The sequence below is a fragment of the Croceicoccus sp. Ery5 genome, from assembly GCF_020985325.1.
Taxonomy (GTDB): domain Bacteria; phylum Pseudomonadota; class Alphaproteobacteria; order Sphingomonadales; family Sphingomonadaceae; genus Croceicoccus.
Genome location: NZ_CP087587.1, coordinates 1,485,576 through 1,498,059, shown reverse-complemented (window position 1 = coordinate 1,498,059; position 12,484 = coordinate 1,485,576). Strand labels below are relative to the sequence as shown.

Here is a 12,484-nt window from a genome sequence, read left to right as displayed (position 1 = left end):
GTGAACGCACAAAGCGATTTTACGATCATGGCGCGCAAGGGATCGACAGGTTTCGGCACATCGGGCGCGCAAGATTTCGATGCCCTGACGACCCGCCTCGACGACATGTTCGCGCGGCAGGCGGCGCGGACGCCCGCTGCCACGGCAATCCTGCGTCGGGGAGAGGCGACCAGCTATGCCGACCTTGAGCGGCGGGCGAACGTTTTTGCGAATGCGCTGATCGCGCGCGGAATGGGGCCGCAAGATCGCATTGCCATCGCGCTCCCCCGTTCGGTCGATATGATTGCCGCGATGATCGGCGCGATGAAGACGGGCTGCGTCTATGTGCCGGTCGACACGGCCCAGCCGCCTGCGCGCATCGCTTTTATGCTGGAGGATAGCGGCGCGCGGGCATTGATAACGCTCGATCCCGCACTCGCTCCGCAAGGCTTTACCGGCACGCTTATCGCAGCGGATCGCATTGATGCGCCCGATACGCCGCCCAAGATCGTCACATCGCCTGCCGATCCGGCCTATATCTTCTATACCTCGGGCTCGACCGGGCGGCCCAAGGGAGTGTTGCTGGGCCATAATGCCTGTTTCTATATCGCCGGTTCGATCCGCCATTTCTGCGATGGAGAGCTGTCGCGGGTGGCAGCGGTTACTTCCATATTGTTCGATCCGTCAGTCTTCGAAATTTTCGCCCCGCTGGCTTGCGGCGGTACCATCGTGCTCAAGGACGATGCGCTGGAACCGTTCACCGCGGACGAGCGCCCGACCCTGTTGCAAGGGGTGCCGACCGCTTTGCGCCAGCTGGCGCGCGCGGGCGCCATTCCCGATACGGTGATCGCGATCAACAGCGGCGGCGAAACGCTGACCCGCGATATCGCGGACGAGATCTTCGGCGCATGCGCGGCGCGGTGCATACATAACCATTACGGCCCGACAGAAGCATCGATCTGCACATCCATTTCAACCATTCGCCGCGACGATCATGGCGTGCCCGATATCGGCACCCCCGTCGCAGGCGCGCGAGTGTTGATCCGCGACATGATGAACGGCGATCCGGTCGCGGATGGCGAAACCGGCGAAATCTGCATCGGCGGACCGGTGCTGGCGCATGGCTATCTGGGTGACAGGGCATTGACCGATGCGCGTTTCGTGCACGACCGGCATAGCGGAATGCGTGTCTATCGCACCGGCGACCTCGGGCGCATCGGGCCACAGGGCCGCCTGCAATTTCTTGGCCGCATCGACGACCAGTTCAAGCTGCGCGGCCATCGTGTCGAACTGGCCGAAATCGACGATGTCATGGCCTCTATCGGCGGTATCGCCGATGCAGGCACAATCGTCGTTGAAGAAAAGGGGGAGCCGAGGCTGATCGGTTTCGTCGTATCGGCCGGAAATGCCGTGATCGACGAGAGCGCTTTATTCGCCGCCATGCGCGAAAACATGCCTGCCAGCATGGTGCCGCATCGCATCCTGCGGATCGACACAATCCCGCGCCTGCCCAGCGGCAAGGTGGACCGGGGCGAATTGAAAAATATCGCCGCGAAATACGTGGACGTAGCCGTGAACGGGGGCGTAGCCGTGGACGCGGGCTCGGGCGCGGTTGAATTCGCCGCATCCGAAACTGGCGAAACCGTGACCGAAACGGTCGCCCGCCTCTTCGGGGAAGCACTGGACCGGCCACCGCTTGGCCCGACCGAGGATTTCTTCACCGCAGGCGGCGATTCGCTGATGTGCGTCGATATCGCGTTGCGGTTGGAAGAATTGCTCGACCGGCCCATCCCGGTCAATCTGCTGACCCACCATTCCACGCCCGACGATCTGGTTACCGCGATCAGCCATGTACGCAGCGCCGACCGGCTTGTGACATATGACGGTAATCCCGACGGAGACACGATCTTTATTGCCCCCGGCATCCGCGGCACCGACACCGACTATGACAGCCTGAAACCGCTTCTTGCCCACCGCCGGCTGGTGATGCTGCATGCCCTGCCCCTTGCTAAGGACATGATCCGCGAACCGCAGATCGAAACACTGGTGCGCGCACTGGTCCCGCTGATCGAAGCAGAGCAGCCCGAGGGTCCGGTAGCGCTGCTCGGCTATTCTTTCGGGGGCGTGATGGCCTATGCGCTGGCCCGCGAACTGGAAGCGCGGGGGCGCGAAACGCGGCTGATCATCGTCGATGCGCAAATCTCCCACTGCAAGGCGCAGCCGATGGACTGGCTGCACTGGACCAGAGGCGAGCTTCGGCCTGCCCTGCGGCGACACGGGTTCGATCATGTCGGCCGCCGGCTTGCCCGTTCGTTGTTCTTCTGGTTTCCCAACAGCTTGGGGCGCTTCAGGCCGGAATATATTCCCGACTTCATTACCAGCGCCAATCCCGCCTTTGTGGGAAGCCTGGTCAAGGCGGCCACCAGCCTGCGCTATACGCCGCGGCGCGCGCCGACCTTGCTGATCGTGGCAGGCAAAATGCACCCGACCGACCTGCTGAACAATCCCGACGGGGTTTCGGGATGGCGCGGCCTGTTGAATGGTCCCGACATCGTGATCCGCAAAATGCCGGTCACCCATTCGGAACTGGTTCGCCGCCCCGTGGTGAACCGCGTCAGCAGCCTGTTGGAAGGCTGGCTTGCAGGCGACATTGCGAGCGAGCGAAGCGACGACAGCTGATTTCGCCCTGCGCGGCATTTGTCGCATAAAGGTTTCATTTGCGACCGGAATTGGGCATGTAGCGGCCAAGGTCGCGCGGTGCATGCCACGATTTGCGCCGGATTGGCCCTGACGCCGCCGCTGGCTGGCGCCTTTCCCGAACGTCATATTTTCCGGAGAGTTCCCCTTGTATAAACCTGCCCTGCTGATCGGCACGGCGCTGTGCGCCGCAACGCTTGGCGCATGCACCACGACCGCGACGGATACCACCATGGCCACGACCGCCCCCACGATCCCGGAAGGCACCGGCATCTTTGCCACCGAATCCACCCTGCCCTTCAAGGCGCCGGATTTCAGCCGCATTCAGGAAAGCGATTTCCAGCCCGCCATCGAACAGGGCATGGCCATCGAAAAGGCCGAATGGCAGGCGATCGCGGATAATCCGGAAGCTCCGGGCTTTGACAATACGATCGTCGCTTTGCAGCGTACCGGTCGCATGCTCGGCCGGGCGCAGCGTGCCTTTTCGATCCTGACGGGCACGGTCACCAACGACAATCTGGACGCGATCGACGCCGCCCTGTCGCCCAAGCTGGCAGCGCATAGCGATACGCTGTTCCTGAACGACAAGATTTTCGCACGGGTCAAGGCGGTTTACGACAATCGCGCCGCGATGAGCATGTCGGCCGAAGATGCGGTGCTGCTGGAAAAAACCTATGAACGTTTCGTCCACGCCGGTGCCGAACTTTCACCCGAAGCAAAGCAGCAATTGCGCGATATCAACACGCAGCTTTCGACGCTGGATACCAAATTCGGCCAGATGCTGTCGCAAGCGAGCAAGGACAATGCGCTGGTCGTGCCCGACCGTGCCGCGCTGGCGGGACTGTCGGATGCAGAGATTACCGCAGCGGCCAAGGCTGCCAGCGATCGCGGGCTGGACGGGCAATATGTGATTGCGCTGCAAAACACGACGCAGCAGCCTTTGCTCGCCTCGCTCGACAATCGCGAAACGCGCAAGGCGCTGTTCGACAAAAGCTGGAACCGCGCCGTCAACGGCGATGCCAATGACACGCGCGAGATCGTGAAGCAGATTGCGACGCTGCGGGCACAAAAGGCCGCCCTGTTCGGCGAGCCCGACTATGCCAGCTATCAGATGTACGATCGTATGGCCGAAACGCCCGAAAACGCGATCACCTTCATGCAGGGTCTGGCCGGTCCGACGGCCAAGGCGCAATTGACCGATGCCGCCGCGATCAATGCGATGATCAAGGCCGATGGCGGCGACTTTACCGTCCAGCCGTGGGACTGGGATTATTACGCATCCAAGGTCCGTGCCGAGAAATTCGCCATCGACGACAATGCGATCAAGCCGTTCTTCGAAGTCAATCGCGTGCTGGAAGACGGTGTCTTTTTCGCGGCGAACAAGCTGTACGGGCTGAGCTTTGAAAAGCGCACCGACATTCCGGTCTGGCATCCCACCGTCTCGGTCTATACCGTATTCGACAAGGACGGTTCCGAGCTGGCGCTGTTCTATTTCGATCCGTTCCAGCGCGATAACAAGCGCGGCGGGGCATGGATGTCGAGCTTTGTCGGCCAGTCCGGTCTGTATGGCGAAAAACCCGTCATCTACAACGTGTTGAACATTCCTCCTCCGGCCGAGGGTGAGCCTGCGCTGACCGATTTCGACAATGTGGAAACGATGTTCCACGAATTCGGCCATGCGCTGCACGGCATGTTCTCCGACGTGAAATATCCCTCGCTTGCAGGTACCGCGACTCCCCGCGATTTCGTGGAATTCCCCAGCCAGGCGAACGAAAAATGGGCGGTCGAACCCAGCGTGCTGGCCAATTACGCCAGGCATTACCAGACCGGCGCGCCCATGCCCGCCGATCTGCTGAAAAAGTTGCAGGACGCGCAAGGTTTCGATCAGGGCTACGCACTGGGCGAAACGCTTTCGGCTGCCATGCTGGACATGAAATGGCACGATCTGGGCGCTGGCGAGATTCCCGCCGACGTCAATGCGTTCGAGGCGCAGGCACTGGCCACCACGGGATTGCACACCGATCTGGTGCCCCCGCGCTATCGCACGAGCTATTTCCGGCATGTCTGGGGCAGCGGATATGCGGCGGGTTATTACGCCTATCTGTGGACCGAAATGCTGTCGGCCAATACCGGCGAATGGTATGATGCGAACGGCGGATTGACCCGCGCCAATGGCGACAAGTTCCGCGCCACCGTGCTGTCACGCGGCGGGACCATCGATTACAACGATGCGTTCGTGGCTTTGACCGGCAAGGAACCACAGGTCGCGCCGCTGCTGCGCGCGCGCGGTTTGCTGCATACCGGCGAATAAGAGCGGCTATTCCAGCCGGAAACACCCCGCCCGCCGCGTCGTTGCGGCGGGCGGGGTTTTCATTTGGGTATCAGTCCAGACGCGCGAAATTGGCGACGCCGGGGGTCGGCGTGCGGCGCGTGCGTCCCGCCAGCGCGTCGCGCTCTACCGTCCCCTCACGCTTGGCAAGATCGCGACCGGCCAGCCCTGCCAGCACAGCGGCGATAACGGAAAGCGCTGCCCCGTCATGGCTGTAATAGACCAGCTTGGCTTCCTTGCGCGTTTCGACCAGCCCCGCATTACGCAGAACGGCCAGTTGCTGGGACAAGGCCGGCTGGCTGATGCCGGTCGCTTCCTCGATCTCACCCACATTGCGCTCACCGGTCTTCAGCGCCTCGAGCAGTTTGAAGCGCACCGGATGGGCAATGGCCTTCAGCGCGTCGATCGGCGGACGGTCGTTCATCGACCTTCCCTGTCACTCGCGTTCACAGGGTCCGCCTCGTTCAGAAACCAGCCGGTCGCATCACCGGCGGCGAACACATCGTCCAGATTAACCGCCGGCTGGCGCAGCAGCTTGCCGCCCTTTTGCCAGTTGGCAGGCGCCAGAAAAGGACCGCTATCGACGGCCTGCAAAGCCTCCAGCGTGCGAAGCATTTCGGGGATAGAGCGGCCCACGCTGGCGGGATAGCAACTCATCGCGCGGATGACGCCGTCCGGATCGATGAAAAAGGTCGTCCGCACGGTCGAGCTGTCGTTATCCTCGGGCGCGACCATGCCATAGGCGCGGCCGATTACCAGCGTCGGATCCTCGACGATAGGAAAGCGCACTTCGACGCCGAACCGGTCGCGGATCATCTTGAGCCACGCAAAATGCGAGAACAGGCTGTCGACCGACAGCGCCATCAAGGCGCAGCCGCGCTTGTCGAATTCGGGCGCCATCTTGGCCAGCTCGACGAATTCGGTCGTGCATACGGGCGTGAAATCGGCCGGATGTGAGAACAGCACCAGCCAGCGATCGCGGAAATCGGCCAGGCGCACGTCACCCGTGGTGCTGCGCGCGGTGAAATTCGGTGCCGTGTCGCCAATCCGCAGCCCCGCGCAAGGCGGGCGTCGTTCGGCGGGGCGGTTCATATCCGTCTGATCCATGCACCTTGCTTAGCCTCTTGACAGGCAAAGTGCAATACATATACACACTTTATGAAATCATAATTTGGAAACTGACATGACAGACCAGGATCAGGCCATCCGCGCCGCATCGGCGCAAATCGCCCGCGCACAATCGGACAAGACCCTGCGCCCATCCATCGCCGGATTCTTCGACGAGGCTACCAATACGGTCACTTACGTCGTGCACGACCCCGCCACCAGCGAGGCTGCGATCATCGATTCCGTCCTCGATTACGAGGCAGCCTCGGGGCGCACTTCGCATGGGTCGGCCGATCTGGTGATCGAATATATTACTACACATAATCTGAAAGTGACATGGCTGATCGAAACCCACGCCCATGCCGACCATATCTCGGCAGCCCCCTATCTGCAGGAGCGGCTGGGCGGTCAGCTGGCCATCGGGGCCCATATCGTCCGGGTTCAGGAAGTGTTCGGCAAATTGTTCAACGCGGGCACTGATTTCCAGCGCGACGGCTCGCAGTTCGACCGGCTGTTCAACGATGGCGAGACCTTTCGGATCGGCACGCTTGAGGGGATTGCCTTGCATGTCCCCGGCCACACGCCTGCCGATATGGCCTTTATCATCGGCGATGCCGCATTCGTGGGCGACACGATCTTCATGCCCGATTTCGGCACCGCGCGCGCCGATTTTCCGGGCGGCGATGCGCATCAGCTCTACCGCTCGATCCGTAGGCTGCTTTCGCTGCCCGACGGTACACGGCTGTTCCTGTGCCACGACTACAAGGCGCCGGGCCGCGAGGATTACGCGTGGGAAACCACTGTCCGCCAACAACGCGAAGAAAATATCCACGTGCATGACGGCATCACCGAAGAGGAATTCGTGAAAATGCGCACCACGCGCGACAGGACTTTGGCGATGCCGAACCTGATCATGCCCAGCGTGCAGGTGAACATTCGCGGCGGCCGCTTGCCAGAGCCCGAGGCGAATGGCGTCAGCTACATCAAGATCCCGGTGAACGCGGTATGACCCTGCCCGGTTTTCCCGAAGCCACCCCGCTGGCGGGTCTGGGCGGCGGCGTGCTGATCGGCCTTGCCGCGGCGATCATGCTGCTGGGGCTGGGTCGCATCGCGGGCGTTTCCGGCCTTGCCGCCCGCGCCATCGGGTTCAGCGGCGGCATAGAGCGTTCCGCTGCCATCGCCTTTATCGTCGGACTGCCGATCGGCGCGGCGCTGGTGGCGCTGATGCAGGGACACAGCGTGCCGGATTTTGCCGGCCCTGCCCCGCTGATCATCGCCGGATTGCTGGTCGGCATCGGCACCCGCCTTGGCAGCGGCTGCACAAGTGGCCACGGCGTATGCGGCGTAAGCCGGCTGTCCACCCGATCGCTGGTCGCAACTGCCAGCTTCATGCTGGCGGGAATCGTGACCGTCGCCATCACCAATGCCCTTGGGATCAACCTGCCATGAAACGCGATGCATCCAGCGGACACAGCCCCCTGACGGCGCTTGTTGCGGGTACTCTGTTCGGCGCCGGTCTGGCGATGGGCGGCATGACCGATCCGGCACGTGTCCGCAGCTTCCTCGACCTGTTCGGCGACTGGGACCCGACCCTTGCCTTCGTCATGGGCGGAGCGGTGCTGGTCATGGCCATCGCATGGCGCATACAGCCGCGCATGGTGGAACCCTTGTTCGCCGATAAGTTCGCCCTGCCCGGCACCAGCGATCTCACCTCGCGCCTCGTGCTCGGTTCGGCCTTGTTCGGCATTGGCTGGGGCATTGCGGGCCTGTGCCCCGGCCCTGCCATAGCCTCGCTTGCCCTGCGCCCGTCTTCGGCGGCGATCTTCGTCGTGGCGATGATCGCCGGCATGACGATCGCCCGCATGTTCGAGAAGGAAGCATGACGGACTTCGCCGGCCTGCCGCTTCGCCGCGTCGATGCGAATTTCGCCGTGGCTCCGCAATTGCAGCCGGCGGACATGGCCGGTGTGGCCGATGCGGGATATCGCATCGTGATATGCAACCGGCCCGATGGAGAGGAAGCGGGACAGCCTGCCAGTGCCGACATACGCAGTGCCGCGCAAACGGCGGGACTGGCCTATTACGATTTGCCCGTCAGTGGCGGTGTTTTTCCTCCCCCGACCGTCGATGAATTCCGCCGCATCCGGCGCGAGGCCATCGGCCCCGTGCTTGCCTTTTGCCGCACCGGCACCCGTTCGATCACGCTCGACACGCTTGCCAATCCCGACAGCCTGCCCGTGGAAGAACGCCTGAACCGCGCCATGGCCGCGGGATATGATCTGTCCGCGCTGGTGGCGGACCGCGCGTAATGCGCGGCCGAGCAAACGAGAGAGGATAAAGCCATGGCCAATGCCACGCACGAAATCGTTATCATCGGCGGCGGATCCGCGGGGATCGCAACCGCTTCCTCGCTGCTGAAACGGCGGCCCGAGCTGGATATCGCGATCGTCGAGCCTGCCAATCTGCACTATTATCAACCCGGCTGGACCATGGTTGGCGGCGGCGTATTCGATGCTCCCGTCACCGCTCGTCCAATGCGCGATGTAATGCCATCCGCAGTAACATGGGTGCAGGAATCCGCAGCAAGCTTTCAACCTGAAATCAAGCAGGTCACGCTGCAAAACGGCGATACGCTGCACTATCGGCTGTTGATCGTCGCCGCCGGCATCCGCCTGGCGTGGGAACAGATCGAAGGGCTGGGGCAATCGCTGGGTGCCCATGGGGTGACATCGAATTACCGTTACGATCTCGCCCCCTATACCTGGCAATTGGTAAAGAGCCTGAAGCAGGGCCGCGCATTGTTCACACAGCCGCCCATGCCCATCAAATGTGCAGGTGCACCGCAAAAGGCGATGTATCTGTCCTGCGATGCATGGCGCGATGCGGGCGTGCTGGGCGATATCGACGTGCAGTTCCACAATGCGGGTGCCGTTTTGTTCGGCGTCGATGCCTATGTCCCCGCGCTGATGGATTACGTCGACCGCTATGGTATCGACCTGAATTTCGGGTCCACGCTGACGGCGATCGACGGCCCTGCCCGGCAAGCCATTTTCAAGACGGCTGACGGAGAAATCACGCGCGATTTCGACATGATTCATGTCGTCCCGCCACAAGTCGCGCCGGACTTCATCGCCGACAGCCCGCTCGCGGCAGAGAGCGGCTTTGTCGATGTCGACCAGTTCACCCTGCGTCATCATCGCTTTCCCGACATTTTCGCACTGGGTGACGTCGGCTCCATGCCAAATGCCAAAACTGCCGCCGCCGCGCGCAAACAGGCGCCCATTGTGGCGGTCAATGCACTGGCTGTACTCGACGGGCACGCTCCTGTTTGTGACTATGACGGCTATGGCTCGTGCCCGTTGACGGTCGAACGCGGACGGATCGTGCTGGCCGAGTTCGGTTATGGCGGCAAGCTGCTGCCCAGCTTTCCCGACTGGATCATCGACGGCACAAAACCGCACCGCCTGTCATGGCTGCTCAAGTCCGAAGCGCTGCCGTGGATCTATTGGAACGGCATGCTGAAGGGTCACGAATGGCTTGTTAAGCCAAAGCCGCGGCTTACGCCAAACCCCCGACAGGCCGCGTGACCCGTGTTTGACGCGCTTCATATGGCGCTGGGCGCAGTTTCGGGCGCACTGGTGGGCTTTTCGCTGGGGCTGGTCGGCGGTGGCGGGTCGATCCTTGCCGTGCCGCTCATGGTCTATCTGGTCGGGGTTTCCAGCCCCCATGTCGCCATCGGCACCAGCGCGCTTGCCGTGGCCGCCAATGCCGCGACCGGCCTTGCCCAGCATGCGCGCGCGCATAACGTGCGCTGGCGTTGCGGCATGATGTACGCCGCCGCGGGCATTGTCGGTGCGTTCGGCGGATCGACATTGGGCAAGAATTTCGATGGGCAGAAACTGCTGTTCCTGTTCGCGCTGCTGATGCTGGTCGTCGGCGGGCTGATGTTGCGTTCGCGCAATGCACCGGGAACGCCGGGTGCGGCCTGCAATCGCCGAAACGCCCCCAAAGTCCTCGGCTATGGCTTTGGCACGGGCGCTTTCAGCGGATTTTTCGGCATCGGCGGCGGCTTTCTGATTGTGCCGGGGCTGATCGCATCGACCGATATGGTGATGATCAACGCGGTCGGCACCAGCCTTGTCGCTGTCACTGCATTCGGCCTGACAACGGCCGCCAATTATGCCTTTTCCGGATTGGTCGACTGGGTTCTGGCAGGCGTCTTCATCGCGGGCGGCATAGTGGGCGGCTTTGGCGGCACCGCCATGGCCAAACGCCTGTCGGGCGGCGGACAGTTGAAGACGGTTTTCGCGCTGCTGATCTTTGTCGTCGCGATCTATATGCTGTGGCAAAGCTGGAATGCGATGTGACCGCGATCCCCGACAAGGATGCCCGTTGCCGCCAGATCGAGGCACTCATCGCCAAAGGCATGGGCATATGCGAAAGCTGCCGCGAGATCGGCATTTCGGAAAAGACCTTCTGGCGCTGGCGCAAGTCGCAACAGATAGCGCGCTGACTGAGATGCCGCGCGCAGGGTTTTGCGCGAAAATCAACTGGATTGCCGCCTTCGGCCTTTCATTCCTGCGCCAGCGCGCCATAATCGGCCGATATGGCGAGCGAACTTCACCTTACCCCCGTTTTGTCCGATGCATTGGTGATTCTGGGGGCGGCAGGGATCGTCATTCCCGTATTCGCCCGTTTTCGCGTCACCCCGATCATCGGTTTCATTCTGGTCGGCATGGCTGTCGGTCCGTTCGGTCTGGGCCGCCTGGTATTCGATTATCCATGGCTGCAATATGTGACCATAACCGACCCGCAAGGATTGGACCCCTTCGCGGAATTCGGGATCATCCTGCTGTTGTTCACCATCGGGCTGGAACTCAGCTTTAACCGCCTGTGGGCGATGCGGCGGCTGGTGTTCGGGTTGGGCGCGCTGGAACTGACGATATCGGCGGCGCTGATCGCCTTCGCGCTGATGGTAATGGGCCAATACTGGAGCGGCGCTCTGGGCCTTGGCCTTGCTCTGGCCCTGTCGTCGACCGCCTTGGTACTGCCGATATCGGGCACCAAATCGCCGGTGGGCAAGGCGGCCCTGTCGATGCTGCTGTTCGAGGATATCGCCATCGTCCCCATCATCTTCCTGCTGGGCGCGATGGCACCCTATGCCGCGACCGAGGGGATGGACGGGTTGTGGACCACGCTTTGGACCGGCGCTCTGACGGTGGCCGTGCTGATGATCGGGGGCCGCTTCATGCTGCCCCGCCTGTTCGCACAGGCCGCCCGCACCAAAAGCCCCGAACTGTTTCTGGCCGCCAGCCTGCTGGTGGTGATCATCGCCAGCCTTGCGACCGCTGCGGTAGGGTTGTCACCCATCGTCGGCGCGCTGATCGCGGGTTTGCTGATCGCGGAAACCGAATATCACACCGAGGTCGAAGGCATCACCGCACCGTTCAAAGGGCTGGCACTGGGTATCTTTCTAATTACGGTCGGCATGGGTGTCGATCTGGGCGTGGTGATCGACAATATCGGCCCGATTGCCCTGGCTGTTGCGGGCGTGCTGCTGGCAAAGGCGCTGGTCACCGGCGTGTTGCTGCGCATGATGGGCGCGCGGCGCGGGACGGCAGTGGAAACGGGCATATTGATGTCCGCTCCATCGGAAACCACGCTGATCGTGATGGCCGCTGCCGCCAGCGCGCAGCTGATCCAGCCCCAGACGGCGCAATTCTGGCAGATCGTCACGGCCATCGGCCTGACCATCACCCCGATCCTTGCGCTCATCGGCAAGGCGGTTGCCCGCCGCGTCGATGCCGCCCCGCCCGTGCCGGTGGAGGAAGTTGCGCAGGAACGCGCCATTATCCTCGGCTATGGCCGTGTGGGGCAATTGGTGGCCGAAATGATGCAAAAGCATGGCCGGCCGTTCCTTGCCATCGATGCCGACCCCGAAGTCGTCCATATCGCGCGCAAGAAGCAGCACCCCTTGCTGTTCGCCGATGCGCGTGGCCCTGCGCTCGACCGGCTGGATTTGTCAGGCGCGAACGCCTTTATCCTGACGATGGACGAGCCGGTGCTGGCCGCGCGCCTTGTAAAGAAGCTGCGTGAGAGCCATCCCGATGTGCCCATCATCTCGCGCGCCCGCGATACCAGCCACGCAGCGGAACTCTATCGCGCGGGCGCAACCGATGCCGTGCCCGAAACACTGGAAAGCTCTCTGCAATTGAGCGAGGCGGCGCTGGTCAGTGTGGGCACCGCCATGGGGCCGGTCATCGCGTCGATCCACGAAAAGCGCGACGAGTTCCGCGACCAGCTGATGCTGGAAGGCGAATTGAGCAAAAGGCCGAAGCTGAAAACCTCACCCGCAGCGGCGGAGTGAGGGTTT

General features: G+C 62.5%; 12 protein-coding genes. 10 read left to right on the top strand and 2 right to left on the bottom strand.

Features of this window, described 5'->3' with window-relative positions; all coding sequences use genetic code 11:
• Both LOZ74_RS06875 and LOZ74_RS06870 read left to right on the top strand, forming a co-directional pair.
• Nucleotides 1–2,658, top strand: coding sequence for an amino acid adenylation domain-containing protein (locus LOZ74_RS06875; protein WP_230293425.1), 2,658 nt, complete (start codon nt 1–3; stop codon nt 2,656–2,658).
• Nucleotides 2,659–2,824: 166 nt separating this feature from the next.
• Nucleotides 2,825–4,987 carry a M3 family metallopeptidase gene (locus LOZ74_RS06870; RefSeq protein ID WP_230293424.1) on the top strand — a complete coding sequence of 721 codons (2,163 nt, stop codon included), beginning with the start codon at nt 2,825–2,827 and terminating at the stop codon, nt 4,985–4,987.
• Nucleotides 4,988–5,057: 70 nt separating this feature from the next.
• Here the strand turns inward: LOZ74_RS06870 and LOZ74_RS06865 are convergent, their stop codons facing one another.
• On the bottom strand, nt 5,058–5,429 hold the full coding sequence (locus tag LOZ74_RS06865; protein WP_230293423.1) for a helix-turn-helix transcriptional regulator: 372 nt from the start codon (nt 5,427–5,429) through the stop codon (nt 5,058–5,060).
• A complete protein-coding gene (locus LOZ74_RS06860; protein WP_230293422.1) occupies nt 5,426–6,112 on the bottom strand; it encodes a peroxiredoxin in 687 nt (228 codons plus the stop codon). Before LOZ74_RS06860 ends, LOZ74_RS06865 begins: the two co-directional genes overlap by 4 nt.
• Before the next feature lie 76 nt (nt 6,113–6,188).
• On the opposite strand from LOZ74_RS06860, the gene LOZ74_RS06855 reads away from it, so the two are divergent.
• The 8 genes from LOZ74_RS06855 to LOZ74_RS06820 all read left to right on the top strand — a co-directional run bounded on the left by LOZ74_RS06855 (nt 6,189) and on the right by LOZ74_RS06820 (nt 12,478).
• A complete protein-coding gene (locus LOZ74_RS06855; protein ID WP_230293421.1) occupies nt 6,189–7,121 on the top strand; it encodes an MBL fold metallo-hydrolase in 933 nt (310 codons plus the stop codon).
• On the top strand, nt 7,118–7,561 hold the full coding sequence (locus tag LOZ74_RS06850) for a YeeE/YedE family protein (protein WP_230293420.1): 444 nt from the start codon (nt 7,118–7,120) through the stop codon (nt 7,559–7,561). Before LOZ74_RS06855 ends, LOZ74_RS06850 begins: the two co-directional genes overlap by 4 nt.
• Nucleotides 7,558–7,995 carry a YeeE/YedE family protein gene (locus LOZ74_RS06845; RefSeq protein ID WP_230293419.1) on the top strand — a complete coding sequence of 146 codons (438 nt, stop codon included), beginning with the start codon at nt 7,558–7,560 and terminating at the stop codon, nt 7,993–7,995. The genes LOZ74_RS06850 and LOZ74_RS06845 overlap by 4 nt, the downstream gene beginning before the upstream one ends.
• Nucleotides 7,992–8,420, top strand: a complete 429-nt coding sequence (locus LOZ74_RS06840; RefSeq protein WP_230293418.1) for a TIGR01244 family sulfur transferase — start codon at nt 7,992–7,994, stop codon at nt 8,418–8,420. Before LOZ74_RS06845 ends, LOZ74_RS06840 begins: the two co-directional genes overlap by 4 nt.
• A gap of 33 nt (nt 8,421–8,453) precedes the next feature.
• Nucleotides 8,454–9,698, top strand: a complete 1,245-nt coding sequence (locus LOZ74_RS06835; RefSeq protein WP_230293417.1) for an FAD/NAD(P)-binding oxidoreductase — start codon at nt 8,454–8,456, stop codon at nt 9,696–9,698.
• Nucleotides 9,699–9,719: 21 nt separating this feature from the next.
• Complete coding sequence (locus LOZ74_RS06830) at nt 9,720–10,478, top strand: sulfite exporter TauE/SafE family protein (protein ID WP_230293834.1); 759 nt, start codon at nt 9,720–9,722, stop codon at nt 10,476–10,478.
• Complete coding sequence (locus LOZ74_RS06825; RefSeq protein ID WP_230293416.1) at nt 10,475–10,624, top strand: helix-turn-helix domain-containing protein; 150 nt, start codon at nt 10,475–10,477, stop codon at nt 10,622–10,624. The genes LOZ74_RS06830 and LOZ74_RS06825 overlap by 4 nt, the downstream gene beginning before the upstream one ends.
• Before the next feature lie 93 nt (nt 10,625–10,717).
• Nucleotides 10,718–12,478: a cation:proton antiporter gene (locus LOZ74_RS06820; protein ID WP_230293415.1), complete on the top strand. Its 1,761-nt coding sequence runs from the start codon at nt 10,718–10,720 to the stop codon at nt 12,476–12,478.
• The last annotated feature ends 6 nt before the right edge of the window (nt 12,479–12,484 follow it).

Coding starts and splice junctions, on each gene's coding strand:
- LOZ74_RS06855 (WP_230293421.1), top strand. CDS start 6,189: ATGACAGACCAGGATCAGGCCATCCGCGCCGCATCGGCGCAAATCGCC.
- LOZ74_RS06850 (WP_230293420.1), top strand. CDS start 7,118: ATGACCCTGCCCGGTTTTCCCGAAGCCACCCCGCTGGCGGGTCTGGGC.
- LOZ74_RS06840 (WP_230293418.1), top strand. CDS start 7,992: ATGACGGACTTCGCCGGCCTGCCGCTTCGCCGCGTCGATGCGAATTTC.
- LOZ74_RS06835 (WP_230293417.1), top strand. CDS start 8,454: ATGGCCAATGCCACGCACGAAATCGTTATCATCGGCGGCGGATCCGCG.
- LOZ74_RS06860 (WP_230293422.1), bottom strand. CDS start 6,112: ATGGATCAGACGGATATGAACCGCCCCGCCGAACGACGCCCGCCTTGC.
- LOZ74_RS06845 (WP_230293419.1), top strand. CDS start 7,558: ATGAAACGCGATGCATCCAGCGGACACAGCCCCCTGACGGCGCTTGTT.
- LOZ74_RS06820 (WP_230293415.1), top strand. CDS start 10,718: ATGGCGAGCGAACTTCACCTTACCCCCGTTTTGTCCGATGCATTGGTG.
- LOZ74_RS06830 (WP_230293834.1), top strand. CDS start 9,720: ATGGCGCTGGGCGCAGTTTCGGGCGCACTGGTGGGCTTTTCGCTGGGG.
- LOZ74_RS06865 (WP_230293423.1), bottom strand. CDS start 5,429: ATGAACGACCGTCCGCCGATCGACGCGCTGAAGGCCATTGCCCATCCG.